This window comes from Bradyrhizobium monzae (genome assembly GCF_021458635.1).
Lineage (GTDB): Bacteria > Pseudomonadota > Alphaproteobacteria > Rhizobiales > Xanthobacteraceae > Bradyrhizobium.
Map to the genome: position 1 here is coordinate 810,113 of NZ_JAIRDQ010000001.1, position 26,870 is coordinate 836,982.

The 26,870-nt window shown below is 63.4% G+C and carries 18 protein-coding genes and 1 pseudogene; 8 read left to right on the forward strand and 11 right to left on the reverse strand.

The window, feature by feature from the left end; all coding sequences use genetic code 11:
• Nucleotides 1-88 precede the first annotated feature (88 nt).
• The gene (gene gspD, locus K3F49_RS04040; RefSeq protein WP_234679604.1) at nucleotides 89-2,467 is read left to right on the forward strand and encodes a type II secretion system secretin GspD; all 2,379 of its coding nucleotides are present in this window, start codon (nucleotides 89-91) and stop codon (nucleotides 2,465-2,467) included.
• Between the two features lie 4 nt (nucleotides 2,468-2,471).
• Nucleotides 2,472-3,068, forward strand: a complete 597-nt coding sequence (locus tag K3F49_RS04045; protein ID WP_234679605.1) for a prepilin peptidase — start codon at nucleotides 2,472-2,474, stop codon at nucleotides 3,066-3,068.
• Between the two features lie 135 nt (nucleotides 3,069-3,203).
• Here the strand turns inward: K3F49_RS04045 and K3F49_RS04050 are convergent, their stop codons facing one another.
• Entirely contained in the window at nucleotides 3,204-3,749 is a 546-nt protein-coding gene (locus K3F49_RS04050) for a tetratricopeptide repeat protein (RefSeq protein WP_234679606.1), read from the reverse strand.
• A 345-nt stretch (nucleotides 3,750-4,094) separates the two neighbouring features.
• Between K3F49_RS04050 and K3F49_RS04055 the strand changes: the two genes are divergently transcribed.
• Both K3F49_RS04055 and K3F49_RS04060 read left to right on the forward strand, forming a co-directional pair.
• Complete coding sequence (locus K3F49_RS04055) at nucleotides 4,095-4,307, forward strand: hypothetical protein (RefSeq protein ID WP_346657295.1); 213 nt, start codon at nucleotides 4,095-4,097, stop codon at nucleotides 4,305-4,307.
• Nucleotides 4,308-4,466: 159 nt separating this feature from the next.
• Nucleotides 4,467-5,660, forward strand: a complete 1,194-nt coding sequence (locus K3F49_RS04060) for a CaiB/BaiF CoA transferase family protein (RefSeq protein ID WP_234679608.1) — start codon at nucleotides 4,467-4,469, stop codon at nucleotides 5,658-5,660.
• 31 nt (nucleotides 5,661-5,691) lie between these two features.
• Here K3F49_RS04060 and K3F49_RS04065 read toward each other — a convergent pair whose 3' ends face one another.
• The 7 genes from K3F49_RS04065 to K3F49_RS04095 all read right to left on the reverse strand — a co-directional run bounded on the left by K3F49_RS04065 (nucleotide 5,692) and on the right by K3F49_RS04095 (nucleotide 13,642).
• Complete coding sequence (locus K3F49_RS04065) at nucleotides 5,692-7,209, reverse strand: tripartite tricarboxylate transporter permease (protein ID WP_234679609.1); 1,518 nt, start codon at nucleotides 7,207-7,209, stop codon at nucleotides 5,692-5,694.
• Nucleotides 7,210-7,220: 11 nt separating this feature from the next.
• Complete coding sequence (locus K3F49_RS04070; RefSeq protein ID WP_234679610.1) at nucleotides 7,221-7,763, reverse strand: tripartite tricarboxylate transporter TctB family protein; 543 nt, start codon at nucleotides 7,761-7,763, stop codon at nucleotides 7,221-7,223.
• Nucleotides 7,764-7,835: 72 nt separating this feature from the next.
• On the reverse strand, nucleotides 7,836-8,822 hold the full coding sequence (locus K3F49_RS04075; protein WP_234679611.1) for a tripartite tricarboxylate transporter substrate binding protein: 987 nt from the start codon (nucleotides 8,820-8,822) through the stop codon (nucleotides 7,836-7,838).
• 130 nt (nucleotides 8,823-8,952) lie between these two features.
• Nucleotides 8,953-9,750, reverse strand: coding sequence for an enoyl-CoA hydratase/isomerase family protein (locus K3F49_RS04080; RefSeq protein ID WP_234679612.1), 798 nt, complete (start codon nucleotides 9,748-9,750; stop codon nucleotides 8,953-8,955).
• Between the two features lie 41 nt (nucleotides 9,751-9,791).
• Nucleotides 9,792-10,991, reverse strand: coding sequence for a pyridoxal-phosphate-dependent aminotransferase family protein (locus tag K3F49_RS04085; RefSeq protein WP_234679613.1), 1,200 nt, complete (start codon nucleotides 10,989-10,991; stop codon nucleotides 9,792-9,794).
• Between the two features lie 110 nt (nucleotides 10,992-11,101).
• Nucleotides 11,102-12,385 carry an MFS transporter gene (locus K3F49_RS04090; protein ID WP_234679614.1) on the reverse strand — a complete coding sequence of 428 codons (1,284 nt, stop codon included), beginning with the start codon at nucleotides 12,383-12,385 and terminating at the stop codon, nucleotides 11,102-11,104.
• Between the two features lie 54 nt (nucleotides 12,386-12,439).
• Complete coding sequence (locus K3F49_RS04095) at nucleotides 12,440-13,642, reverse strand: pyridoxal-phosphate-dependent aminotransferase family protein (RefSeq protein ID WP_234679615.1); 1,203 nt, start codon at nucleotides 13,640-13,642, stop codon at nucleotides 12,440-12,442.
• A 133-nt stretch (nucleotides 13,643-13,775) separates the two neighbouring features.
• Between K3F49_RS04095 and K3F49_RS04100 the strand changes: the two genes are divergently transcribed.
• The 3 genes from K3F49_RS04100 to K3F49_RS04110 all read left to right on the forward strand — a co-directional run bounded on the left by K3F49_RS04100 (nucleotide 13,776) and on the right by K3F49_RS04110 (nucleotide 18,017).
• A complete protein-coding gene (locus K3F49_RS04100; protein WP_234679616.1) occupies nucleotides 13,776-14,513 on the forward strand; it encodes a GntR family transcriptional regulator in 738 nt (245 codons plus the stop codon).
• Between the two features lie 107 nt (nucleotides 14,514-14,620).
• Nucleotides 14,621-17,596, forward strand: coding sequence for an FAD-binding and (Fe-S)-binding domain-containing protein (locus tag K3F49_RS04105; protein ID WP_234679617.1), 2,976 nt, complete (start codon nucleotides 14,621-14,623; stop codon nucleotides 17,594-17,596).
• Entirely contained in the window at nucleotides 17,589-18,017 is a 429-nt protein-coding gene (locus tag K3F49_RS04110) for a GlcG/HbpS family heme-binding protein (protein WP_234679618.1), read from the forward strand. The genes K3F49_RS04105 and K3F49_RS04110 overlap by 8 nt, the downstream gene beginning before the upstream one ends.
• 2,089 nt (nucleotides 18,018-20,106) lie before the next feature.
• On the opposite strand, the pseudogene K3F49_RS04115 reads toward K3F49_RS04110, so the two are convergent.
• Nucleotides 20,107-22,044, reverse strand: a pseudogene (locus K3F49_RS04115) (ParB/RepB/Spo0J family partition protein); the annotation flags it as partial.
• A gap of 145 nt (nucleotides 22,045-22,189) precedes the next feature.
• Nucleotides 22,190-23,107, reverse strand: coding sequence for an ArdC family protein (locus tag K3F49_RS04120; protein ID WP_234679619.1), 918 nt, complete (start codon nucleotides 23,105-23,107; stop codon nucleotides 22,190-22,192).
• A gap of 1,596 nt (nucleotides 23,108-24,703) precedes the next feature.
• Here K3F49_RS04120 and K3F49_RS04125 point away from each other — a divergent pair.
• The gene (locus K3F49_RS04125; protein ID WP_234679620.1) at nucleotides 24,704-25,942 is read left to right on the forward strand and encodes a site-specific integrase; all 1,239 of its coding nucleotides are present in this window, start codon (nucleotides 24,704-24,706) and stop codon (nucleotides 25,940-25,942) included.
• Nucleotides 25,943-25,989: 47 nt separating this feature from the next.
• Here K3F49_RS04125 and K3F49_RS04130 read toward each other — a convergent pair whose 3' ends face one another.
• The gene (locus tag K3F49_RS04130; RefSeq protein ID WP_234679621.1) at nucleotides 25,990-26,772 is read right to left on the reverse strand and encodes an enoyl-CoA hydratase/isomerase family protein; all 783 of its coding nucleotides are present in this window, start codon (nucleotides 26,770-26,772) and stop codon (nucleotides 25,990-25,992) included.
• Between the last annotated feature and the right edge of the window lie 98 nt (nucleotides 26,773-26,870).

Genomic DNA, 26,870 nt, shown 5'->3' on the forward strand with positions numbered 1-26,870 from the left:
CACGGAAGGTCCTTTGCCCTTGACTTATTTCTTAGCAAAAACATAATCGTGCCGCAAATAATTGCGCGTCCGAGCCAAGGGGGATCGGATGCTTTTTTCTCACAGCGTTGGTAGGCGTATCTTGTTTGAAGTGGTCCAGCCGCTTTTGCGCCTGCGCTCAGCATTGACTGGAACGCTCGTTCTTTTGTCGTCCGCGTTCCTGCTCACCGCCTGCATCGTCACGGCCGACCAATCGGTCGAAGCTGACCCCAAGGATCCGCGCGCCCAGGATCTCGTCGACAAGATCCGTTCCCTCGACCTCCAGCCCCGGCAACCTGCGGATGCAGGGGCAAGCGGCGTGGGTCAAGCGAAATCATCCAAGCCCGCGATCTATCTCAGCGATGGTGCAACGCCGCAGGGCGGCGCGCTTGCCGAGCGCGACGATGGCGGCGGCAGCGGCTACGACCTCAACTTCGAGAACGCCCCCGTGGCGACGGTCGCAAAGGTCATCCTTGGTGACGTACTCAACGTTGGCTACACCATCGATCCCCGCGTGCAGGGAACCGTGACGCTGGCCTCAGTGCGTCCGGTGCCCAAGGCGGACGCGATCTATGTGCTCGAGAATGCGCTGCGCATGTCAGGCGTGGCGCTGGTGCGCGACCGTACCGGCTATCGCCTGCTGCCGGCGCCGGAAGCCGGCCCCGGCGGCATCGACCGTTCGGCAAGCACGGAAGCCGGCCAAGGCATCACCGTCGTGCCGCTGCGCTATACGTCGGCGCAGAACATCTTCAAGCTGCTCGATGCTTTTGGCGTGAAAGCCTCGACCATGCGCCCCGACAATTCCCGCAACACGCTGATCGTCAGCGGCAGCGGAACGGACCGGGCAAGCGCAGTCGACACAATTCTGTCGTTCGACGCCGACTGGATGCGTGGACAATCGGTCGGCATCTTCCCGGTGCGCAATTCCTCGCCCGAGCCTGTCATCGCCGAGATCGAGAAGATCATGGATTCCGGCGATGGCGGCATGGGCCAGAACGTCATCAAGCTGCAGCCGATCGCCCGGCTCAACTCGATCCTCGTGGTGAGCCAGAAGCCGGAATATCTGAAGCGCGCGCAGACCTGGATTGCGCGGCTCGACCGCTCCGATACCGATGGCGTGAACCTGAAATCCTATCCGTTGCGCTACGGCAATTCCAAGCTGGTCGTGTCGATGCTCAACGAGATGCTGTTCAACCAGAGCGCGGCGAGCAACACGACGCTCGACAGCGCGTCGAGCCAGGTCGCGCCCGGCGCGGGAATTTCGTCGTCGACCTCACCTAATCCTGTCGCCTCGCTGAGCGCATTGCCGACAGCTGCGTCCGGCGCCGCGACCCCGGTCACCGGAGCGCCCGGATCATCATTCGGCGCCCGCCCCGCGCCTGCGGCGTCCGCCACGCCGGCGCAAGACAACAACAGCTTCGGTGCTCCCAACGGCAATGGCTCGAAGTCCATCAACGGCATTCTCCAGAACGTGCGTATCACCGCCGACGTCACCAACAATGCCGTTCTCGTCTATGCCAACCAGGACGCGCAGCGCGTCGTCGAGCAGACCATCCGCCAGATCGACCGGCCGCAGCGCCAGATCGCCATCGAGGCGACGATCGCCGAGGTGACGCTGAACGATCAGTTGAACTATGGCGTGCAGTTCTTCCTGGCGAGCCAGAAGGGTTCGATCTCCAACACCATCTCCGGCGTCAGCAATGCCGCGACTGTTGGCAGCGGTGCCGTCGAAGCGGCATCCAACGCGGTCAACGCCGCGTCCGGTGCGCTGCTCGGACGCGTCTTGCCGGGCTTCAACTTCCTGATCGGCTCGGAGAACTCGCCGCGTGTCATTCTCGACGCGCTGCATGGTGTCACCAACGTCAAGGTGCTGTCGAACCCGTCGCTGGTGGTGCTCGACAACCAGCCGGCGACCTTGCAGGTCGGCGATCAGGTGCCGTTCTCGACCGGCACCGCGACGGTGCTGACCGCCAACAACACCGTCGTCAACACCATCGACTACAAGAACACCGGCATCATCCTGCGCGTGCTGCCGCGCGCCAATGCGAACGGCAATGTCGTGCTTGATATCGAGCAGGAGATCTCGAGCGTGGCCGCCGGCAGCGCCAACTCGCTGACGCCGACGATCTCGCAGCGCCGGGTCAAGAGCTCGATCGCGGTGACGAGCGGACAAACCGTGCTGCTCGCCGGCCTGATCAGCGAGACCGAGAACAAGCAGCGCCAGGGCGTGCCGATCCTGGACTCGCTTCCGGGCGTAGGCGACGCCTTCTCGCACCAGACCACCGCACGCGGCCGCACCGAGCTGATCCTGTTCATCCGCCCGACCGTCATCAAGGACGGCGTCGATGCCCATGTCATCGCCGAGGAGATGCGCAGCAAGATGAACAGCCGCCTGGTCGGGACCAGCAATCCCGTGGTCACCGTCAGCCCGCCCAGGGCCGCGCGCTGACGGCGTGACCGGGGAAGATGCGCATGACGGGATCCGCGCTCCGCTCGTCCTCAGCCTCGTGCTGCTCGTCACCGTGCTCGCAAGCCTCGTCATGGCACCCGCCGCGGAAGGCCTGTATGGCGCGTTCCTGGCCGCTCTCATGCTCGCCATCGCCGCGAACGATGCCAGCCATTATCTGATCCCGAACGAGCTGACCGGGGCCGCCTTCGCGCTCGCCCTGCTCCGCGCCGCCGCTCTTGTGCCCGACATCGGTGCCGAGGCGCTGCTCTGGCCGGTCGCACGCGCCGTCGCGGTGGCGCTTCCACTGCTGCTGCTGATGCTGGCCTACCGGTACTGGCGCGGCCGCGACGGCCTCGGGCTCGGCGACGTCAAGCTCGCGGCGGTGGCCGGAGCCTGGCTCGATCTTGCGACGGTGGTTGCGGTGATCGAGGCGGCGGCTCTCGCCGCGATTGCCGTCTACATCGCAAATGCTGCGTTGCAGAGGAAACCGCTGCGCGGGACCGCGTTCCTGCCGTTCGGGCTGTTTTTGGCGCCGTCGATCTGGATCGGCTGGCTGGGCGAGACCTGGTATCTGAACTGGCTCGGCGGCTGGCCCGGCTAAAGCCCGACGCGCTCAGGGTGAAATCTCATCGCCGCACAACTTTCCCGCCCCGACCTCGTACCGTGCACGGTGTTGTTTTCGGGTTTTTTGTCGAAGGGCCGCTGACGCCGATCGGCCCCAGCGAGCCAATGGGCGTCAGCGCTCGCGGCTCGGCGCCCATTCCAGCGCCCGCAGGCGGGCCTGGGCGATCTCGCCACGCGTCATCTTCGTGGTGACGGCGTCGCGGATCCGGGCCCTCGCCTCGCGCACCCGCGGCGGCGATGCCGCGGCCGACAGGTTCAGCCATTTGGAGGCTTCGACGATGTCCTGCGGCACGCCAAAGCCGCGGTCGTAGAGCAGCCCCAGCGAATATTGCGCCCGGGGATCGCCCTGCTCCGCCGCTCGCCGGTACCACATCGCAGCTTCCGTGTAGTTCTGCGGCACGCCGCGGCCGGTCTCGAACAGGAAGCCCAGATAGGACTGCGCCGCCACGTTGCCGCGCTCGGCAAGCGGAATGAAGCTGCGCGACGCCGTCACATAGTCCTGCCGCTGAAAGGCGGAGATGCCTTGGCCGAAGGATTGGGCGTGGGCGGGGATTGCGGGCAGGAGCAGGAGCGCGACGGCAGCAAGGGCCCATCCGGCCCGTCGCAAAAAGCCGGCTTGGCGCCGGCATCCAACATCGCATCCGTCGAGAGACTTCATGCCGCCCATTCTCCGCATGCGCGCAAGACTAGTCTGACGGCGCGAGGGAATCCAGAGCAGCCATAAGCCAATCGTGGCGCTGCCATTGCCGAACGCCGTCGTCCTGATGTTCCATGAAGTCAGCCGTGACACGCAATTTGTGACTATTGAAATCGATCGAGCTTTTGCGCAATTGTGCACTTTCACACAATCGGTCCGACGGAGTTCTATCGGCACAGCTGCGCGGCTCGTGACAAGGTATCGCACAATTTCGAGGCTGCGAAGGAAACCATGAAGATATTTCGACTGTCAGCCTGTACTCTCGGTGCGCTGTACGCCCTCGCCAGCTTTGGAGGATCGCCCGCTATGCATTCCAAAGCGAATGCGGCTGAAAGCGCCCGCGAGAAGCGCTCGCCGACGGTTCCACCCGCTCGGGACCCTTCTGTCGCCGTGGCGGAGGAGTACGACACCGCCCGCCGCAAAAACACAGTGGAAGCCTACAAGCTTTTCATTGCGCGCCATGGTGACGACCCGCTTGCCGCGAAGGCGCGCGCCGACCTCTGGCGTCTATCGCGCTAGGCGGCATCGCTCGTGCGACGTCGCCGGCGCCGGGTTCTCAAAGACCCATGCCGGCAGATTTTTGGTCCCCCGCGCATGGCTGGCTATCCCAGCCGACGCTTGCCGCATGACCTTTCGGCACTATGGTAGGCCCGCAATCTGTTCCCGGAGCCACCCACGATGCCCTTTACTCACGCCTCCGAAGCCCTGTCGCGCTTCACGGTGCTCGATCTGACCCGCGTCCGCTCCGGACCCACCTGCGTGCGGCAGCTTGCGGATTGGGGCGCCACGGTGATCAAGGTCGACGCGCTCACGGAAGATGCCGGCGGCGAGCAGCCGGGCGGGCCGCGGCGCGGGTCCGACTTCCAGAATTTGCACCGCAACAAGCGGGCGATGACGCTGAACCTGAAGGACGAGCGCGGGCTTGCCGTCTTCAAGCGCCTTGCGGCCAAGGCCGACGTCGTGGTCGAGAATTTCCGGCCCGACGTGAAGAAGAAGCTCGGCATCGACTATGAGAGCCTGCGCGATATCAACCCGCGCATCGTCTATGGCAGCATCTCCGGCTTCGGCCAGGACGGCCCCTATCACAAGCGGCCGGGTTTCGATCAGATCGCACAGGGCATGGGCGGGCTGATGTCGATCACGGGTGCGCCAGGCGAAGGCCCGATGCGGGTCGGCATTCCCGTCGCCGACCTCACCGCGGGCCTGTTCTGCGCCATGGGCATCCTCACCGCGCTGCTCGAGCGCGAGGTTTCGGGCAAGGGCCAGTGGGTGCAGACCTCGCTGCTCCAGGCGCAGATCTTCATGCTCGACTTCCAGGCCGCGCGCTGGCTGATGGAAAAGGAAGTAGCCAAGCAGGCCGGCAACAATCATCCGACCAGTATCCCGACCGGCGTGTTCAAAACCTCGGACGGCTACATCAACATCGCCACGACGGGCGGGCGGATCTGGGAGCGTTGCGCGCAGGCGATCGGCGCGCCTGAGCTCTATAGCCATCCCGATTATGCGACCGCCCCTACCCGTTCCAAGAACCGCGATGCGCTCAACGCCGAGATCGAGAAGCGCACAGTGACGAAGTCGACCGAGACCTGGGTCCGCGAATTCAACGAGGCGGGCGTGCCCTGCGGGCCGATCTACACCATCGACCAGATGTTTGAGGACGCCCAGGTCAGGCATCTCGGCATCGCCCAGGAAGTGCCGAACGAAGAAGACCGCCATATCCGCCTAATCGGCCAGCCCTTCACGCTATCGCGTACGCCCAGCAAGATGGTGGCACGGCCGCCCGAATTCGGCGAGCAGACTGACGAGGTGCTCACCGAGTTCGGTTTCAATGCCGAGGAGATCGCGAAGCTAAGGCAAGCCAAGGTGGTCTAAGCGATTGACCTGAGGCCATCGTCCTGCCGTTTCAACCCGAGGCGGCTTTGGTCCGCCCCGTCAAAGCAAGACGTCCGAGAAGTGCATCGATTAGCGGCCAGAACAGCAGCACGATCGCCAGCGTCGCAATCGAGCCGACCAGTCCGTTCGACCAGAATACCTTGAGGTCACCGCCGGAGCCGATCATCGACAAGCGGAAGGCGTCCTCGGCGCGGTTGCCGAGCACGAGCGCCAGCGTGAACGGCGCCAGCGGGATGCCGATCTTCTTGAAGACGTAGCCGACGACACCGAAGCCGAGCATCAGCCAGATGTCGAACATCGCATTCTGGATCGCGTAGGCGCCGATCGCACAGGACACCACGATCATCGGCGCGACGGCCGCGAACGGCACGCGCAGGATCGAGGCGAAGATCGGCACCGTGGTCAGCACCAGCACGAGGCCGACGACGTTGCCGAGATACATCGAGGCGATCAGGCCCCAGACGAAATCCTTGTGCTCGACGAACAGCAGCGGTCCGGGATTGAGCCCCCACACCATCAAGCCGCCGAGCAGGATCGCAGCCGTGCCGGAGCCGGGAATGCCGAGCGCCAGCATCGGCAGCAGCGCCGAGGTGCCGGAGGCATGCGCGGCCGTCTCCGGTGCGAACACGCCCTCGATGCGGCCCTTGCCGAAGCTCTCGGGATCCTTGGCGAAACGCTTGGCGAGATTATAGCCCATGAAGGACGCGGCGATCGCGCCGCCCGGGGTAATGCCGAGCCAGCAGCCGATGAAGGACGAGCGCAACAGCGTCACCCAGTATTTCGGCAGATCCTTCCACACGCTCAGCACCACGCGCAGCGAGATGCTCGCCGCGTGGCCGCGCAGCGCCAGCCGCTCCTCCATCGTCAGCAGGATCTCGCTGATGCCGAACAGGCCGATGACGGCGACGAGGAAGTTGATGCCGCGCAACAGCTCGGACGAACCGAAGGTCATGCGCAGCTGGCCCGACACCGTGTCCATGCCGACGCCGGCGAGCAGAAGCCCCAGCGACATCGAGATGACGGTCTTGTGCTTGGCCTCGCGCCCGAGGCCGACGAAGGAGCAGAAGGTCAAAAGATAGACCGCGAAGAACTCGGGCGGGCCGAACTTCAGCGCAAAGGACGAGATCATCGGCGCGAGGAAGGTGATGAGCAGCACCGCGACCAGCGAGCCGATGAAGGAGGACGTGAACGCCGCCGTCAGCGCCTCCGCCGCCCTGCCCTGCTGCGCCATCGGATAACCGTCGAAGGTGGTCGCGACCGACCAGGCTTCACCGGGGATGTTGAACAGGATCGAGGTGATCGCACCGCCGAACAGCGCACCCCAATAGATGCAGGACAGCATCACGATCGCCGAGGTCGGATCCATCGTGAAGGTGAGCGGCAGCAGGATCGCGACGCCGTTGGGGCCGCCGAGGCCGGGGAGCACACCAACGAAGATGCCGAGCACGAGCCCGACCATCATCAGCACGAGCGTCTTCCAGGTCAGCAGGACGGCGAAGCCGTGAAGCAGGAGACCGAAAGCTTCCATCGCGGGTCCGCCTAGTAACCGAAGGCCGCTTCGAGCGGTCCCTTCGGCATGATGACGTCGAAGGCGATGTCGAAGGTGACGAACATGATCGCCGTGAACAGGAAGGCGGTGAGCAGCGACTTCCACAGCGCGATCTTGCCGACCGCCCGCATGAAGCCCGCGATCAGCAGGAAGCTCGCGACATAGAGGCCGAGGAACTGCGTCACCAGGCAGAACAGCAGCGTCGGCACGAACACCGCCATCACCCGGCGCGCCTGCGCGCGCGTGACGAAGGTGTCGGCAGCCCCGCGACGCGCGATGAGCGCGGCGATCAAGCCGTAGACGCTGCTACCGCCGAGGATGATGGAGAGATAGAACGGGAAATAGCCGGGCTCGGGCCCGGTCGAATCCCAGGATGCCCCGGTGCGCCAATTGTCGTAGCCGAGGATCGCGGCCAGCGCGAGCAGCAGCAGGCAGACGATGATTTCGACCGTGCCGGAGCTGGTGACCGAGGGAGAGTTTTCCTCAGGCGCAGTCGGATCGTCGACGACGATTTCAAGATCGGTTTGAGACATGCTCTGTCAGGGACGGAGTGCGGTCAATTCTCCCTCGCCCCGCTTGCGGGGAGAGGAAGGAGGGAAGAGCATTTACTTCGCGACGAATCCGGCTTCCGTCATCAGCGACCTGTTGGTGGCGTCGTCCTCCTCGAGGAATTGCACCATGTCCTTGCCGGTGAGGAAGATCGGCTTCAAGGCCTGCTTCTCCATGTAGTCCTTGTATTCGGCGGTCTGCGTCACCTTGTGGAACAGCTCGACATAGAACGCCTGCTGCTCCGGCGTCACCTTGCCGGGCAGGAACATCGCGCGCAGCATCAGATACTGGACGTCGACGCCCTCCTCCTTGCAGGTCGGGATGTCCGCCCAGGACTGCGTGTCGGTCACCTTGCTGGTGTAGGCGATGCGCTCCTTGTCGAACACGCAGAGCGGACGCACCTGGCCGGCGCGCCAGACTTCGAGATTTTCAGACGGGTTGTTGACGTTGGATTCGGTGTGGTTGCCGACGAGCTGGGTCGCGGCCTCGCCGCCGGACTTGTAGGGCAGATAGGAGAATTTCGCGCCGGTCTTCTGCTCGAGGAAGACGGTCAGCACGTGATCCTCGCGCTTGGAGCCGGTGCCGCCCATCTTGAACGGGGCGCTCGCAGCCTTCGCGGCGTCGACGAACTCCTTCACCGTCTTGGGGCCGGCGCTGTTGTCCCACAGCACGAACTGGTCGAGCGCGATCACCGAGACCGGGGTCAGCTCGCGCCAGTTGAACGGGATCTTGGCCGACAACGGCAGCATGTAGATCAGCGAATAGGCGATCAGCACCTTGTTCGGATCGCCCTCGCTGGACTTCATGTACATCAGCGCTTCCGCACCCGACGCGCCGCCCTTGAGCGAGACCACCATCGGCTGCTTCATCAGATTGTTCTTCTGGATCGCGGCCTGCATCATCCGCGCCATCTGGTCGGAGGCGCCGCCCGCGCCGGCGGCTACCACGATCTCGACGGGCTTGGTGGGCTCCCAGCCGGCAAAGGCTGGCGCGCTCAACAACAAGGCCGCCGCAGCTCCAACGGCTTTCACTGAAATTCGCACGAGTTTCGTCCCCTGGTTCTTATTGGCTTTGTGACGCCGGGAAATTGATCGATGCATTGTGCGGACTAAAGATCGCGAGTTCAAGCAGGCGGACATTCCGCCGCATATGACTTTCGGCTGACGAAGCGCGCTACTTGCCCTTCCAGTTCGGCGTGCGCTTGTTCAGGAAGGCATCCATGCCCTCGCGGAAATCTTCGCTCATATAGGCCTTGAGGATCAGGTCCTCGCCCTGTTCGCGCGACAGCGTGGGGCGGATGCGGCGCACCGCTTCCTTCGTCGTTTCGAGCGTCAGCGGCGCGTGGCTCGCGACCAGCTTTGCGGTTTCGTCGGCGCGGCGCTCGAGTGTCTCGACATCAGGGACGATTTCGGTGAGCAGGCCGAGCGACAGCGCTTCCTGCGCCTCGACCAGACGCGCCCTGAAGATCAGGTCCTTGGTGCGGGCCGGACCCACCAGGGAAACGACGCGGCTGATGTTCGACATCGACAGGCAGTTGCCGAGCGTGCGCGCGATCGGAAAACCCATGCGCGTCGTCTCGGTGCCGATCCGGAGATCGCAGCAGGCGGCGATGCCGGCGCCGCCACCGGTGCAGGCGCCCGCGATGGCCGCGATCACCGGCACGCGGCACTGCTCGAGCGTGCCGAGCACGCGATCGATCCGCGCCTCGTAGTCGAGCGCATCCTGCGCCGTCTTGAACGCGCGAAATTGCGAGATGTCGGTGCCGGAGGCGAACGCCTTGTCGCCGGCGCCGGTCAGGATCAGCGCCTTGATCGAACGGTCGGCATTGATCTCCAGGCAGATCTCCGCCATGCGGTCATACATGGCGAAGGTCATGGCGTTGCGCGCCTGCGGGCGGTTGAAGGTGATCCGCGCGATGCCGTCCGTGACGGAGTAGAGCAGGTCTTCGTTGGTCGTCGTCGGTGCGTTCATCGCGCGCTCACTTTCCAGATCAGTTCAAGCCACCCGAGCCTTTAAGCGACCTGGGCTTTGGCCATCGGCACCGCGTCACGCCCCTTCAGGACGTCCATCGCCGCCAGCACGCCGCCGCTCCGGTGCGGAATCTTTGCAAGATCCAGGCCCATCTCGACGCCGGCGAGCGTGCCCATCAGCATCAGATCGTTGAAATGACCGATATGGCCGATGCGGAACACCTTGCCCTTCACCTTGTTCAGGCCGGTGCCGAGCGACATGTCGAAGTTTTCCAGCACCACCTTGCGGAAGGCATCGGCGTCGTGGCCGTCAGGCACGCGCACGCCGGTCAGCGCCGGCGAATGCGCGGCCGGATCGACGCACTGCGTCTCGAGGCCCCAAACCTTGGCCGCCGCGCGGGTCGCGGCGCTGTGGCGCTTATGGCGGGACCAGACGTTCTCGAGACCTTCTTCCTCGAGCATCTTGACCGCTTCGCGCAGGCCGTAGAGCAGATTGGTCGCGGGCGTATAGGGGAAGGTGCCGAGCTTGTTGAAGCTGATCACTTCCTGCCAGTCCCAATAGGAGCGCATGCCCGGATTGGTCTTGGCAACGGCGAGCGCCTTCTCCGAGACGGCATTGAAGCTGAGACCCGGCGGCAGCATCAGGCCCTTCTGGGAGCCGGCGACCGAGACGTCGATGCCCCAGGCGTCGTGCTCGTATTCCATCGAGCCGAGGCCGGAGATGGTGTCGACCATCAGCAGCGCCGGATGTTTGACGCGGTCGAGCAGCTTGCGCACGTCGAGCGGCGGCGTCACGCAGCCGGTCGAGGTCTCGTTGTGGACGACGCAGACCGCCTTGATCGCGTGCTGCTTGTCGGCGCCAAGGCGCTTCTCGATCTCGGCGAGGTCGGCACCATGACGCCAGTCGCTCGGGATGAAGTCGACGTCGATCTTGAATTTTTCGGCGATGCCGCGCCACAGCACGGCGAACTGGCCGGTCTCGCACATCAAGACCTTGTCGCCGGGGGCGAACACGTTGACCATGGCCGCTTCCCAGGCGCCGGTACCGGACGAGGGGAAGATGATCACCGGCTGCTTGGTGCGGAACACCCGCTGCATCGAGGCCAGGACCGCGAAACCGAGCTCAGCGAACTCCGGACCGCGATGGTCCAGCGTCGGCATGTCCATCGCCCGCAGCACGCGGTCGGGCACGTTGGTCGGTCCTGGAATCTGGAGAAAATGCCTTCCAGTATGCACGGTCATAGGCGTCCTTCCCGGTCTAGCCTTGTTTTGATGGCCGCCGAATAGCACCATTTGACCGGCTTGTCCCCTCTCCAAAGGGCTGCTCCCATGCATAGGGACCCTCCGCCGCCCTACTCCGCGGCCACCACCGTGCCGGACGGCACCCTCCCCTCGGCCTCCGTAAACGGGCGTTCGGGGTGCATCAGGAAGGCCGAGAGGCCGCCGAGCAGCAGCAGTCCCATCGACATCAGGAACGGCAGGTACCAGTTTCCGGTCGCATCGATCACGAAGCCTGCGACCAGCGGGGAGACGATGGCGGCAAAGGCCGAGCCTGTGTTCATGAGTCCCGACGCGGTCCCGGAATATTTCGGGGCAATGTCCATCGGGATCGACCACATCGGCCCGATCACCAGCTCTGCACAGAAGAAGCCGGCCGACAGGCACAGCGCGACGATCGTGATGTCGTGGACGAACAGGATCGGGAACAACGAGAGCAGCGCCCCCGCAAATCCCGCAACGGTGACGCTGAGCCGCGCCAGGCGGACATTGCCGGTGCGGTCGAGGATCCTGTCCGAGATCACGCCACCAACGCTGTCGCCGATCACACCCGCGAAGAACACGCCGGAGGCGAACAGCGCCGAGTTCTTGATGTCGAGATTGTAGTTGTTCTTGAAGAACAGCGGCAGCCAGTTGAGATAGAGCCACAGGCACCAGCCGTAGCAGAAATAGGTCAGCGTCACCGGCCACATCCGGCCGAACAGAGGGCCCCAGGGCACGCGCGGCCGCTCGCCGGTCGGGCGCGGCGGCAGCGCCGCAAGCTCGGCTTCCGTGATGGCGGCGTGCTCTTTCGGCTCGTTGCGGAAGTACCAGACCCAGATCACGCCCCAGATCAAGCTGACGAAGCCGAGCACGACGAAGGCGCCGCGCCAGGTCAGCCAGAGGATCAACAGCGCCACCACCGGCGGCGTCACGGCATTGCCGAGCCGGGCGAAGGAATGGGTCAAGCCTTGCGCAAAACCGCGGCGGTTTGCCGGCGTCCAATATTGCATCGCGCGCGTCGCGGTCGGAAACGTCGCGCCCTCGCCGAAGCCGAGGGCGAAGCGCGCGACGAATAGCGCGGTGAGACCATTGACGAAGCCGGTCGAGATGGTCGCGGCCGCCCAGATCATGCCGCACCAGAACAGCGTCTTGCGCGGCCCGAAGCGATCGCCGACCCAGCCGCCGATCACCTGGAACAAGAGATAGGGATAGGCGAAGGCGGAGAAGACCAGGCCGAGCTGCGTGTTCGAGAGAGCGAGCTCCTTCTGGATCTCGCTCGCCGCCGTGCCGATGTTCACCCGGTCGACATAGGTGATGAAATACATCGCACAGAGCATCGCCAGCACGACATGCGTGGCCTTGAACCGAATTCCCATCTCCACCCCTCCTGATCGCTTCTTATGGTTGGCCCTGCGTGTCCCTGCGCAATTTTAAGTGCCGACCACTTTCAGATGCGGCGATGCGTTGCCCTGCGGACGCTGCTCCAGCAGCTTCATCGCGACATCGACGCCGCCGGAGCGGTGCGGCACGCCGGCAACCGACAGGCCCATCTCCACGCCGGTGAGCGCGCCCAGCAGCGTCAGCGCATTGCATTCGCCGAGATGGCCGATGCGGAAGACCTTTCCGGCAACCTTCGACAGGCCCGAGCCCAGAGACATGTTGTAATTCTCGAGCACCACCTTCCGGAACTGATCGGCGTCATGTCCCGGCGGCATCAACACCGCGGTCAGCACCGGCGAGAATTCCGACGGCTCCTGGCAGAGCACTTCGAGCCCCCAATGATCGACGGCAGCACGTGTTGCGGCCGCCAGCCGCTGATGCCGTGCGAACACGTTGTCGAGCCCCTCCTCCAGCAGCATCGCGATCGCCTCGCGCAGGCCGTAGAGCAAATTGGTCGCCGGCGTGTAGGGGAAGAAGCCGTTGGCGTTGGGCTTGAGCATCTCCTCCCAGTCGAAATAGGAGCGCGGCATCTTGTTGGTCTTCGCCGCCGCGCGCGCCTTCTCCGAGATCGCGTTGAAGCCGAGACCGGGCGGCAGCATAAAACCCTTCTGCGAGCAGCCGACGCTGACATCGACCTTCCACGCGTCGTGGCGGTAGTCGACCGAGCCGAGCGAGGAGATGGTGTCGACCATCAACAACGCCGGATGCGCGGCGCGGTCGATCGCGGCGCGAATCTCGGCGATGCGGCTGGTCGCGCCGGTCGAGGTCTCGTTGTGCACGACCATCACGGCCTTGATCGCGCGCGCCGTGTCCTGGGTGAGTTTTGCTTCGACCATGGCCGGGTCGGCGCCGCGGCGCCAGTCGCCGGGCACGAAATCGACCTCGATGCCGAAGCGGCCCGCCATCTGCCGCCACAGCGTGGCGAAATGGCCGGTCTCGACCATCAGCACCTTGTCGCCCGGCGACAGCGTGTTGACGATCGCGGCCTCCCAGGCCCCGGTCCCCGAGGAGGGGAAGATGATGACCGGACCCTTGGTCTGGAAAATTGTTTGGCTGCCTTCGAGCACGGTACGGCCGAGCTCGCCGAATTCCGGGCTCCGGTGGTCGATGACCGGCATGTCCATGGCGCGCAGGACGCGCTCGGGCACCGGGCTCGGGCCCGGAATCTGAAGGAAATGGCGTCCCTGATGCATGAAAACCTCCCTGGCGGCGGACTCTGGCCGGCTTCAGGAGTAATTTTGCATTCATTTTTTGTACTTTCAATCGAAATCTGGTATTCGATTGTGGACATCGACGCGGTTAATCGAGCAAACTATTGTGCTGCAAATGAAATCCACGATTCCCGACACCGGGGTTCCGATCGCCCCACCCGCCACAAATGGCGGCGACCGCGAGGCAGCCTCGCTCCATGGCGAGATCCTGCTGCGGCTGCGCGACTACGTCGTGGAAGGCCACATTCCCGACGGCGGCCGCGTCCCCGAGCGCCAGCTCTGCGAGATGTTCGGCATCTCCCGCACGCCGCTGCGTGAGGCGCTGAAGGTGCTCGCGGCCGAGGGCCTGATCGAGTTGCTGCCCAATCGCGGCGCCCGCATCCGCCAGCTCAGCCAGCGCGACCTGGAAGAGCTGTTCGACGTCATGGCCGGACTGGAGAGTCTCGCCGGGCGCCTGGCCTGCGAGGCCATTACGGATGAGGAGATCACCGCGATCGAGCAACTGCATTACGAGATGTACGGCCACTATTTGCATCGCGACATGCACGGATACTTCCAGGCCAATCAGCGCATCCACGAGAGCATCGTCGCGGCGGCGCGCAACGAGACGCTGAAGACAGCCTACGCCAACTTCGCCGGCCGGATCCGCCGTGTCCGCTACTCCGCCAACTTCGCCCGCAAGCGGCAGCGCTGGGCGGAAGCGATGCGCGAGCACGAGGCGATCCTGGACGCGCTGCGCCGCCGCGCCGCGAGCGAGCTCAGCGACATCCTGTTCCAGCACCTGCGCAACAAGCGGACGGCTGCGATCGAGCATCTGGCCGAGCCCGAACAGGATGCCCCGGCGGCGCCCTAAGAAGCAGCCGGCTTGCTCATTTTGAATTCATAATATACTCGGTCTGATAAAAGAATGAATACTCCAGCTAGGCCGTACTGCCGCGTTGGATCAATCCGGGACCAGGGATGACAAACGCCTCCTCGCTCGAACGGCGCCTGCGCGCGGACGTGACCGGCGACGTCCTGTTCGATCGTTTCAGCCGCGGCCGCTACGCCACCGATGCCTCGTTCTACCAGATCGTGCCATCAGGCGTCGTGGTCCCCAAGACCGTGGACGAGGCGCTCAGAGCCCTGGCGATCGCCCGCGACGAAGGCGTGAAGGTCACCCCGCGCGGCGGCGGCACCTCGCAATGCGGCCAGACCGTCAACGACGGTCTCGTCGTCGACCTCTCAAAGCACCTCAACCGCATCCTCTCGCTCGACGTCGCGGGCCGCACCTGCGTGGTCGAGCCCGGCATCGTGCTCGACGACCTCAACCGCCAGCTCAAAAAGCACGGCCTCTGGTTTCCGGTCGACGTCTCCACGGCCTCGCGGGCTACCATCGGCGGCATGGCCGGCAACAATTCCTGCGGCGGCCGCTCGCTTCGCTACGGCACCATGCGCGACAACACGCTGTCGCTGGAGGCCTCGCTCGCCGACGGCACACTGAGCCGTTTTGGCGAGGTCTCGCGCGATCTCTCCGATCTCGACGCCGGCGACGGCATGCGCGCGCTGTTCCGGGACATGCTCGACCTCGGCTCCCGCGAGGCCGACGAGATCGCGGCGCGATTCCCAAAAGTGCAGCGCCGCGTCGGCGGCTACAATCTCGATGCGCTGACGCCGCGCAATGCGCGCAACAACATGGCGCACCTGCTGGTCGGCTCCGAAGGCACCCTCGCCTTCACCACCAAGGTCGAGCTGAAGCTGTGGCCGGTGATCCGCAACAAGGCGCTCGGCGTTTGCCATTTCGGCAGCTTCTACGAGGCCATGGATGCGGCCCAGCATCTTGTCAAGCTGAAGCCGATCGCGGTCGAGCTGGTCGACCGCACCATGCTCGCACTCGGCCGCGACATCGCGATGTTCAAGCCGATCATCAGTGCGGCGATCAAGGGCGATCCGGACGCCGTGCTGGTGGTCGAGTTCGCGGAGGAAGATCAGGCCGACAATCTCTTGCGCCTCAAGCAGCTCGGCGAGTTGATGGGCGATCTCGGCTTCGGCTGGAACAACGACACGCGCAAATGGGGCGGCGTGGTTGAGATCACCGAGCCCGCGCTTCAGGCCGGCATCGCCGATTTCCGCGCCGCCGGCCTCAACGTCATGATGTCGATGAAGCAGGAGGGCAAGCCGGTCTCCTTCGTCGAGGACTGCGCCGTGCCGCTGCCGCATCTCGCCGACTACACTCAGCGGCTGAACGAGGTGTTTGCCAAACACGGCACCAGCGGCACGATGTACGCGCATGCCTCCGAAGGCTGCCTGCATGTGCGCCCCGTGCTGAATTTGAAGCTGGAGAAGGACGTCAAGGCGATGCGCGCCATCGCCGAGGAAGCGTTTGCGTTGGTGCGCGAGTACAAGGGCTCCCATTCCGGCGAGCATGGCGACGGGCTGGTGCGCTCCGAATTCCACGAGACCATGTTCGGCGAACGCCTCGTCGCCGACTTCAGGGAAGTGAAGCACCGCTTCGATCCCGACGGCGTGCTCAATCCCGGCAAGATCGTCGACGCGCCCAGGATGGACGACCGCTCGCTGTTCCGCTTCAAGCCCGGCTATCGCGTCGCAGACCTCAAGACAAAACTCGACTGGTCCGCCTGGCCCGGCGCCGGCGGCGGTTTTCAGGGCGCGGTCGAGATGTGCAACAACAACGGCGCCTGCCGCAAGCTCGAGGGCGGCGTGATGTGCCCGTCCTATCGCGCCACGCGCAACGAGAAGGACGTCACGCGAGGGCGCGCCAACACGCTGCGGCTCGCGATCTCCGGCCAGCTCGGCCCCGATGCACTTGCATCCGACGAGATGATGGAGACCCTGAAACTCTGCGTCTCCTGCAAGGCCTGTCGCCACGAATGCCCGACCGGCGTCGACATGGCCAAGATGAAGATCGAGGTGCTGGCCGCGCGCGCAACCTCCCACGGCCTGACGCTGCGCGATCGCCTGGTCGGCTATCTTCCGCGTTATGCCGGCCTTGCATCGCGCTTCGCACCGCTGGTGAATTTGCGCAACCACAGCCCCCTGCTGCGAAAGCTGTTCGAGCGTTTTGCAGGCATTAGCGCGCGCCGGGCGCTACCCGCCTTCCGCAACGACGTCTTTGTGCCGCCCGCGGAAACGGTTGGCCCGGAGACCGGCCGCGAGGTCGTTCTCTTCGCCGACACTTTTAATCGCATCTACGAGCGCGAAAATCTCGAAGCCGCATTACGCGTGCTGACGGCTGGCGGTTATCGCGTGCACATGCCCAAGCCCGCGAGCGGCGGCCGCCCGCTCTGCTGCGGCCGCACCTTCCTCTCAGCCGGCCTCGTCGGCGAAGCCAAATCCGAGCTCGACCGGCTCGTCGCCGCCTTCGCGCCCTTCGCCGCGCGCGGCGTACCGATCGTCGGCCTCGAGCCGAGCTGCCTCCTGACGCTCCGCGACGAGCTTGCCTCGTTGCGCAAGGACGATGACGCCAAGGCCGTCGGTGCCCATGCCCTGACCTTCGAGGAATTTCTGGTGCGCGAGGCCGAGACCGGCCGGCTGCAATTGCCGCTCGGCAGCGTCGCCGACAAGGCAGTGGTCCACGGCCATTGCCATCAAAAATCCTTCGGCGCCTTCAAGCCGGTCGAGCAGGTGCTGCGGCTCGTCCCCGGCCTCGAGGTCACAACCATCGAGTCGAGCTGTTGCGGGATGGCGGGTGCTTTTGGTTATGGTGCCGACACCTACGATGCCTCGATCGAGATGGCCGAGCTGTCATTGCTGCCGGCGGTGCGGAACACCGATCAGGCGACGCTGGTCGTCGCCGACGGCACCTCCTGCCGCCACCAGATCCACGACGGCGCGCAACGCGAAGCGCTTCACGTCGCCCGCGTGCTGGCGATGAGCCTCGATCGCGCCGAGACCAATTCCACTTCAACCGCTGTAAAGGAACCCAGCCATGGCTGACCTCACGCTCGACACCGCCCGAAAAATCCTGGACGCCGCATTCGCGAAGGCGACTGAGCTGAAGCTCAAGCCGCTCGTCATCACCGTCCTCGACGCCCGCGGCGTGCTCAAGGTCGCGGCCGCCCAGGACGGCACCAGTCTGATGCGCGCCGAGATCGCCCACGGCAAGGCCTATGGCGCGCTCGCCATGGGTCTGGGCTCGCGCGCGTTATTTCAGCGGGCGCAGGAGCAGCCCTATTTCATCGACGCCATGAACACGATCGCAAAAGGCGCGCTGGTGCCGGTCCCCGGCGGCGTGCTGATCATGGACGGCACGACGTTGCTCGGCGCGGTGGGTATCTCCGGCGACACGTCCGACAATGATGAAGCCTGCGCGGTGGCCGGCATCCAGGCGGCCGGGCTGAAGGCCAACGCGGGATAGCGCTCGTCCAAGCTAACGGAGCGGCTGCGCTCGCGAAGATGTTAAGGATTGTGCCGCCGGGGGCATTTATGGGGGGGTCGAGTCGCTAGACCGCTACAGCCCGACTCCCACTATTTCGGAGGCCCTGTTTTCCTATCGAAGGGCAGCCTAACTCGCGAAGTGAGCCCGTGGTAGTTCGTCAAGAGCCGCCGTTCGTACGCAATTTCTCGCCGGCGAGAAATGGAGCACAAGCAGGTTCAAATCCTGGACATGCAACCATCTCAAATTGCTATTTCAAGCCGTAGCCTGATCGGGAAGGCATTAGGCAAAGCCGTTCACCGCACATAGCGTCCCGAACGCAGTGAAGATCTTCTAAGTTATTGATTTTTCTTGACACAGCATACATTTTCATCCCGTTTTGTTCACGGTCGTTTCACCCAATTCGTTGCGATTTCATTGCGGAGTTTTTGAGAGAGAACGGTCGCCACTGTTGCTTGCCGCATCTCCTGTATGGTGGCGCTCTGTCTATGCCGGAGGATCCAACCGGAAAGTTGGACAATTAGTGCTCGAGACCTGTCCGATCATGGATCAGCGAAACCGCGTCCGGGCAAATGCTCAATGCCGAACCGGCGATAGCTCGCGTCCGATTATCCGGCAGGCGCGGATGAGGTCGCTCAACCTCGCAGAAGGCAATGGTGGCCGACAGCCGCGCAGGCCTTGAACCCGCTACCCTATTGCGACGATCCGTTTCGACGCGGCCCCGTGCACAGTGGCAGGGCAGTCGCCGTCACGCGATGCTTAGGACGTTCGGTAGGCGGGCAAATCAGCAGCGCCTATCACTGCCGTACCCATGATCAACCTTCGAGAATGCCAACGCCGTTGCTGAGAGCGCGGCGCATCTGCTGTGCTCAAGTTGCGGGATCGTGGATTCGGCGGTTTCCTCCCGCGCAGGTCTCCTCGCAAAATGGGATCGGATGACGTGGGACCGTGCCGGAGATCACTGTTTTCCGGCACAACCTTCCTTCTCGAATGCTTCCCGAGTGGTGTAGCGCGGCTTCGGATGGTACTCGCCCAGAACAGCCTCCTCCTGATGGAGCGCCGTTGTCGCAAAGATGCTCCTGGGCCGGAATTGCTCGGAAGGCATCATATGGCGCCAGCCTAGGAAGCCGCCATGTGGATTGCCGATGCCGTCTCCGATACCCCATGGGAGCCAAGCCACCCCGCATTCGGATCGCGCGTTGGCCGGCCGGTCCTCGGGCTTGGACATAACGATGGTCACGACTCCAGACGGATCACGCGGCACCTGTTCGTCATAAAGACAGCTGTCAACGGCAGTATCGGCGAGCGAACGGTACTTGCAGATAGACCAGTAGCGGAGATCGGCCGCCTCCATCTCGGTCGCGCCCATATAAGTTCGCGGCGTGGTCGGTACCCGGCCGCGCATGACAAGCACGTTTCCGAGGCGATTGTCGACGTACATGGACATGTAGGTGTTGTCGATCGTGCTGTAGAATCCGCCGGTACGGGTCTTGTCCTGCTGATCGCGCATCGGTTCGAATTCTGTACCGATGAGCAGGCGGCTTGCCGACAGAGGGGGATTGAAGAACGCATCCCACTTCGGCTCTGCCTGCGCGGGTTGGGCAAGTGAGCGTCCAGGCAATGCAAACATCTCGCTCAAGATGTTCGCCGGCACCTTGACGTCGCGAACGGCGCCGCCCTCCTTGACGATCTCGCGGCACAGCTCTTCACCCTTCATGACGCCCCCATTATCCCGAATCAGAAGCGGCTCCGGGAGCGCGACCCCGCCCCTGGCATCGCGGCCTTTATCGGCGACATAGATGCGATACCAAAGCTGCACGACCCCGCCTTCGTCCGTAACAAACAACGTATTCGGCGTGCGCGTTCGATCGTCGATGCGCGTGTCCGCCTTCACATCGCGCGGCACAATGCTGATCGTGTAGCGCCGATGCGGACTGTTCCGAGCAGCACCTGCCAAAAACGGATTGGGGGCTCCCTCCTCCGGTTTGATCAACGCATCGTTGATCCGATCGACCGGCTGTCCGTTGCCGTCGTAGGCGTTGAACGACATATGGCGGGCATGCGGAAACTCCTCCTTGGCCATGTCGGACTTCTTCAGATGCTCGATCAGTTGCGCCGACGAATCGCCCTTGGCTTCCCGCACCGCCTCCAGAATGCGAGGCTTGGTGACTCGACCGAGATAGTTGTCGATGGTCGGTCTCCATCCGGCCTGAACCATGTCGAGTCCGGCAGCGCGCGCCAGCACGTTGGCCTGGTCGAGACGCGTGCGGACGCCGTGGGCTGAGACGCGACCCTGATTGTAACGATTGGCCGGCTCATGGACCGCGTTGACCGCAAAGGACGCACAGTGGGCGAATAGCGATGCCTGTGCATCACCGTCGAGAGCCGTCAGCGCATCCCAGAGATCGTTCTCGCCCTTCGGCAACCGTGCCTTCCAGGCCTCGTGCCGCACCTCGACGGCCTTAGCCGAGACGCTTTCCCTGAGCCCCGGTGCTTGAGCCGGAAAGGTGGGCGTGCGAAGCCCGATCTCAAGGCAGCTCGCGGACGACGCGAACCGATAAAAGGCCGTCAGCACGAAGTTGTGCAGCACCGCCTGGAACGCGACCGCAGGATTTTCCGCCAGCGCATCCCGCAATGCCAACGTACGGTGCGCCGTCAGTTCGATGATGAGCCGATCCGGCAAGGGCCTTGCCGGGTCTTCATCATCCTCCTCCTGTTCGTTCGATGCTCCGGCGACCGAGATCGCCGCGCGCTGTACGGAAGCACCAGCCTCCGGCCCCTCAGTCGATGACACATCGGCGCCCGGATCGACGTCGAAATCGGCCGCAGGCACCTCATCCTCAGGTCTAACATAGCCCCGATCGACGCAAAGGCGTCCTTCGGAATCGATGCTGACGAAGACGCCGGCCCCTGCAATCTCGGCCGGATCGTAAGTTTCCGGCCTGTCTTCGAGCGCCAGCAGCGCCGCCTCGATCGCGCCGAGACGCTGGTCGACCTCTTCGGGCAGCTCATCCGCATCCTGATATTCGGTTTCGAGCTTCGCCTGCTCGGCGTTGAGAGCGTCGATGGTGGCCTGCTCCTCGGAGGTGAGATCGACAGGCTGGCCTTCCAGCTCGCGCAGGCGTGTCGTGTGGCCGTAGGGGAAGTCAACGGCGACTGAGATCCATTTCCATCCCTCCGCACCAATTGCTTCCGCCTCGGCTTTAAGCTTCTCCGTGACAAGACGGTCGAGCAGAGCGACGTCTTGAAGCCAGCCGCCATCATCGTGCTCGAACAGGTCGCGCACAACGCCGCCACCTGCCTGCTCGTAAACATCGAGCCCGATGAACTGCACACGGCGATCGGACGCCCGCACGGTATTTTCGGTCAGCATCCGCCGGATTTGATAGGGTTCATCGTAGCCTGAGCGGCTGACATTCTCCCAGACCTGTTCCTGCCGCGCATGATCCGCCGTGACCGAGAAGGCCATGAGCTGCTCGAGCGTCATGCCGTCTTCGGCATAGACATCGTGCAGCTTTGGCGAGATGGACGCCAGCCGGAGGCGTTGCTTCACGACGGCCGGAGCCACGAAGTGCCGGGCCGCGATCTCCTCCTCGGACATGCCAGCGCCGCTCAAAGTCTGGAAAGCCCGGAACTGATCGAGCGGATGAAGCCCCATCCGCTCGTCGTTCTCTGCAAGCGAATCGTCTTCGGCAATGCCCCCCTCGCGCACGACACAAGGAACGGCCTGCGTCTTCGCCATGCGCTTCTGCTTGACGAGAAGTTCCAGCGCGCGATAGCGCCGGCCACCGGCCGGCACCTCGAACATGCCAGTCTCATTACCTTCCGCATCCGTGACCGCCCGTACGTTGAGACTTTGCAGGAGCGTACGCTGGGCGATGCTTTCGGCGAGCTGCTCGATCGAAACGCCCGCTTTCACGCGCCGAACGTTCGACTGGCTGAGCACCAGCTTGTTGAACGGAATGTCCCGCGAGGGCGACAGGGTGATCTTTTGGACAGCCTTCGTCATGTCGGTTCTCCACGACGGGCGGCCGGGAGCCTCTCTCTCGGCCTCCAACCCGTCGCGAAAACCGCATCTCCCCTCTCACTCTCGTTTCAAAAGCGGCTGGCGAGATCTTCACGCTGCCTCCTGCTCCCCTCTGTCGGTCGTGACGTCAACAACTGACCCCAGCAGAAAAGCCAAGCAGATAATCCGCAACCTTGCTGGCTTGTGAGGCAGCTCGCACGATCGCGCGATTGTCCTCGCGCAGCACCTCGAGCCGAGACCCGATATAGTCGGCATGTCGCACCGTCGGTACGATACCGAGCGACGTGCAACTAAACGCAGCCGATATCTCCGCGATCAACTCTTCAAAAGCATGCTTCTTGGTGCCGTAGCCGCCTGACAAGTCGCGGTTGAGACGTGACTGATGGCCGCTGGCATGCGCCAGCTCGTGCAAGGCCGTTCGATGCCAATTGATCGACTCAAAATAGGCTTGCGGTGGAGGCACCTGCACATAGTCTTCTGCCGATGCATAAAAGGCACGGTTGCCGCCGATGCGGAAGTTGATGCCGGTCGCCTTGATGAGCTTTTCGACACGCGGCTCGATCAGGCCTGGCGGCGGAGGCGGCGCCGTCGTCGTGATCTTCGAAGGCAGATCGTCGCATTGATCGGTATTAAAGACCGTGAAGCGCTTGAGGAATGGGATGGCCTGCGCTTCGTCGCCCGTTTCGCTCGCGCGCCGCTTTTCGTCAACCGGTACAAAGCGATCGGCATAGACCACGGTCGTCCCGCGCTCGCCCTTGCGGACGTGCCCCCCGAGCGACAGAGCCTGGCGGAGGGTAAGCCAGCTCTGACCCGTGAATGCTCGCTCGGTGGCGGCCCCCCAGAGGATCAGAATATTGATGCCACTGTATTGGCGGCCGGTCGCGGCGCTTTTCGGCATGGCCAAAGACGCCTTCGCCGCGGTGCCCCAAGGCTGCACCCAGGGTAGTCGGCCGGCCTCAAGTTCGCCGATGATCTTGTTGGTGATTTCGTCATAAAGGCTTGCTCGGTTCTCACCGGTACGCGCCCGAGAATAGTGTCTGGACATCGCGGGTCTCCGCGACGGGCGCCGCGAGCCTCTCTCGCAGCCTGTAACCCGTCACGGCAAAACCCGGCCGGCACTCTTACTCTCCGGCTCTGTCCGCGAGGAAACGTCGCCGTGTGATTAACGAGGCCGTTGGCCCTCGCCGCACGCACGACGGTGAGGACGAAGAATCTGCGAAACGAGCCGCCTCCGCTCATTTCTTCATGGGATATGGCCTTGATTGCCTGGGGCCGAAGGCCCTGATCAGGCGTGCGCCACTTGCGCATCGCCCGACTGAAATGGCACCCGGAGAGCGTGAGCATAGCGACCCGAAGGGGCACGCGGGTCCGAGTGCAGCGACGAGACCGGTTAACAGCGGCACCCGGGAACGGGGCAGTGATAGCGATCGCCGAAGGCGAGCCCCTTTCCCGAGTGCCCCCGGCGAGGAGCTCCGCTAGTCTCTGCGCGAGGGATCGAAGCCGGATGGCCGAGACGCAAGGCGGCTCGGTTCACGAGAGCCCGGTGCGGCGAAGCCGCACGTGCGCCAGCAGAAGGAGCAGCTCAGATTCGACTCTGATGATCTAGATTTTTCTCGCGCGCTTGCGCCTGCGCGTCATCGATCCTGATCTGAAGCATGGAAAACGCTTCTTGAGATCCTCTCTACCTGCCCTGGCGCCGTCTCTGGTTGCAAGTTCGGCTTTGAGTCGTCCATCCATCTCAAGTGGGCAACCAACGGCCACTGATGCCTGCAACCATTCCGGCTTCTCTGTGCAGTAAGATGCTCAGGACCGATCATCGCGGTCGAAAAGAGACTAACCGAGCAGTGGTCGAATTGGACCTACATGGATAAGAGTTGTTCTGATGCAGCCTTCACCTTCAAATTCCGACACCAAAAGCTGTCCCGATATATTCAATGCAGGTTCACCGGCGACCTTGTCGGAAAGACCATTGATGATGCATTTAAAGCAGTTGACTGCCTGCTAGCGGTCCACCGACGTCTCGCACGAAGAAACGAAACCATCTCACGCAGGGGGATCTCAAATTGGTCTGCTCGAGAGCTGCTCGCCAAGGCCTCCTTTTCGCGCGCAAAGTCGACCGATCACCGCCAAACCGCGCTGCGCAGTGGAGACGAAAACTACTTCAGCGTAAGAGTTCTCTATGACCCAGTCCGGCTCTAGCTCTACCGACTACAAGCCGAGGGCGATCTAGAGCTCCGAGACTGGACGTCGTCCTTCTGCCAATTCAGCGCTTGTTACACTTAAGCGGTCACGCATCAGTGAGACCAGAAAGTCCATCTCCGGCACGCGCTGCGCTGCCTGCTCGCTACCCACCTGCTGGTACGTGGCCCGCGATGATGAGAGCGGACATGGCAGCGGCGTACCTGGACTTTGAAAATACACGCGATCTCGCGCGCGCGATCCACCGAGGAGATGCACCGCCACCGGTGTGCTATCGCGGAAACGGACGGCTGCGGCAGCCGATCTGGTCGAAAGCGACCCTGGACCACTTTGCGGCACCTATTGGAACAAGAGATGCCAGGGAACCGGAAGACCTCTTATGCCTAGTATGATATCGCTTGATACCGCACCAAGACTTCCTCGCTATTGTCGGCAAAAGCTGTTGGCGACCAATCAGATGGCTTATTATTTTACACCGCCAACCTGGGCTCGTCGACAAGGCTGCGACTTAGGACCGGAAGCGTTAGGAACCGATTGCGCCGCCGCTGTCGAGCGGGTGGAGAAAGTCCTCTTGCCGGCCTTCGATAGTTGGCGCTCGCAAGGCCTCAGTGACATAGTGCAGGCCTCTCCCGAAACCGGCACCTTCGACTGGCTAGTCCACGTCTTCCAAGCCCACCAGAAATGGAACGAAATCGACAGCAACACTCAGCGGCAGTACAGGAAGAGCCTTGCCCTCTTCGCCAATCATGAGTTGAAGGATGGAAGTCGCGTCGGTTCGAAGCAATTGTCCGATTTCACGAAGGCGTTCGTCGACGCAATCTATGGAAAGCTGTTAGTAGTAACGAAAGTCGGTAGCAACGGAGAGGTAACCGTCCGCGAGCGCCGGCGCTATGCAAATGTGGCCATGGCGAGCTGCCGGCGCGCTTGGTTTGTTGGTCATCGCGCTCAAGAAAAATTGGTACCAGCGAGCAATCCGTTTTCACGGATGGGGTTAAAATCACGTGCGCCAGGTCGGCCGATACGGGCTACGCCAACGGCAACTTGGGACGAACTCGTTGCGTTCAGAGATGCGGCGAAGAGGCTCGACTATCACTCGATCGCAACAGCTGCTCTGTTGTCTTGGGAATGGTTGCAACGAGAGCAGCACGTGTTCGGTGCCTTCGACATTTCACACTATCGCCCTAGCGAGCGGCCAAATAGTGTCAGGATTGTGCATCCAAAGAACGGAGAGGAAGCCTGGTGGCCGCTGTCAGACGAAACAGGCGCTCCTCTCTTTCCTGAACTTATGGATGAGCTAGACGAGATTAAAAAAACGTCGCTCCCGGGCTTGGTATTCAGGCGCGACCATGCTCATCGTCGGTCGGCGACCCCGCTTCCTTGGATTACACCACGCAAGGATCTGCGCTATCTGCGCAGCGTGGTAAAAAAGATTATCGCCGAGGCCAGCCTTCGCCCGGAACTTTCCTTTACTTCCTTCCGACACGGAGGATTTACCGAAGGCGCCGACAGCGATCTTACGGATGCAGAATTGCGCGCCGCCGGCCGCCATAGATCGAGCCGCCAACTGCCGACCTACGCCAAGCGCACCGGCAAGCAGCTGATTACAGCCGCAAAGAAGCGTCGGGAGGAGCGGACAAGATCACTCCTTATTCGGCTGAACGCCAATCGTCTCGCTGACTAGAGGTCCGTCGGCCGACCGCAGCATCGAACGTTCGCAGACTTGGCCGCCTATTTTCCCGTCCACAATGGCTTCCTCTTCTCGCTAAACGCCTTCAACCCCTCCTTGGCGTCCTCGGTCATGGCGAGCAGTGCGATCTGGCTTTCGGTGTAGGCAATGCTCTCGTCGAACGACATCGAGGCGATGGCGCGCATGGCGTATTTGCCGCGGCGGATCGCGGTCGGGGATTTGTCGACGATGCGGCCGATCAGCCAGTCCACCTTGGCGTCGAGTTCGGCCGTGGGCACGACGTAGTTGAGCAGGCCCGCATCCTTCGCAGCACTCGCGTCGAACGGCTCGCCGGTGAGCGCCCATTCGTTGACGAGCCGTGGCGGCGCGATCTCCTGCAACAGGCTCAGCACCTGCATCGGAAACACGCCGACCTTCACCTCCGGCAGGCCGAAGATGACATGATCGGCCGCAACCGCCATGTCGGTCATGCAAAGCAGCCCCATGCCGCCGGCCATGCAGACGCCGCCGACGCGCGCGATCGCGGGCTTGGTCGCATTCTGCGACAGGCGCAACAGATCGGCATAATCGACGTTTGGTCTGGAATGATCCATCGCGAAGGCCGCACCGGAGTTCTGCAGATCGGCGCCGGCGCAAAACGCCTTGTCGCCCGCACCGGTCAGCACGATGACGCGGACGTCCTTGTCGTCATGCGCGTCGCGATAGCCGCGTGTGATGCCCGCGATCACATCGCCGTTCAGCGCGTTGCGCTTCTCCGGCCGGTTGATCGTGATCCAGAACGCCTGCCCGCGCTTCTCGGTGATGACGCCTGTGGTGTCGGTCATGACGCTCTATCCTTGCTCCCGGTTTGCAGCCATTTGCGGCAGCTCAGGCGCGTGGTGCAAGGGCAATCTGTCAGATGGCGCGGCTTTAGCGCCTCGAC

Excerpts from the sequence above, each read along its gene's own strand:
- gspD (WP_234679604.1), top strand. The coding sequence starts at position 89 with ATGCTTTTTTCTCACAGCGTTGGTAGGCGTATCTTGTTTGAAGTGGTC.
- K3F49_RS04050 (WP_234679606.1), bottom strand. The coding sequence starts at position 3,749 with ATGAAGTCTCTCGACGGATGCGATGTTGGATGCCGGCGCCAAGCCGGC.
- K3F49_RS04055 (WP_346657295.1), top strand. The coding sequence starts at position 4,095 with ATGCATTCCAAAGCGAATGCGGCTGAAAGCGCCCGCGAGAAGCGCTCG.
- K3F49_RS04060 (WP_234679608.1), top strand. The coding sequence starts at position 4,467 with ATGCCCTTTACTCACGCCTCCGAAGCCCTGTCGCGCTTCACGGTGCTC.
- K3F49_RS04065 (WP_234679609.1), bottom strand. The coding sequence starts at position 7,209 with ATGGAAGCTTTCGGTCTCCTGCTTCACGGCTTCGCCGTCCTGCTGACC.
- K3F49_RS04070 (WP_234679610.1), bottom strand. The coding sequence starts at position 7,763 with ATGTCTCAAACCGATCTTGAAATCGTCGTCGACGATCCGACTGCGCCT.
- K3F49_RS04080 (WP_234679612.1), bottom strand. The coding sequence starts at position 9,750 with ATGAACGCACCGACGACGACCAACGAAGACCTGCTCTACTCCGTCACG.
- K3F49_RS04085 (WP_234679613.1), bottom strand. The coding sequence starts at position 10,991 with ATGACCGTGCATACTGGAAGGCATTTTCTCCAGATTCCAGGACCGACC.
- K3F49_RS04090 (WP_234679614.1), bottom strand. The coding sequence starts at position 12,385 with ATGGGAATTCGGTTCAAGGCCACGCATGTCGTGCTGGCGATGCTCTGT.
- K3F49_RS04095 (WP_234679615.1), bottom strand. The coding sequence starts at position 13,642 with ATGCATCAGGGACGCCATTTCCTTCAGATTCCGGGCCCGAGCCCGGTG.
- K3F49_RS04100 (WP_234679616.1), top strand. The coding sequence starts at position 13,776 with ATGAAATCCACGATTCCCGACACCGGGGTTCCGATCGCCCCACCCGCC.
- K3F49_RS04105 (WP_234679617.1), top strand. The coding sequence starts at position 14,621 with ATGACAAACGCCTCCTCGCTCGAACGGCGCCTGCGCGCGGACGTGACC.
- K3F49_RS04110 (WP_234679618.1), top strand. The coding sequence starts at position 17,589 with ATGGCTGACCTCACGCTCGACACCGCCCGAAAAATCCTGGACGCCGCA.
- K3F49_RS04120 (WP_234679619.1), bottom strand. The coding sequence starts at position 23,107 with ATGTCCAGACACTATTCTCGGGCGCGTACCGGTGAGAACCGAGCAAGC.
- K3F49_RS04130 (WP_234679621.1), bottom strand. The coding sequence starts at position 26,772 with ATGACCGACACCACAGGCGTCATCACCGAGAAGCGCGGGCAGGCGTTC.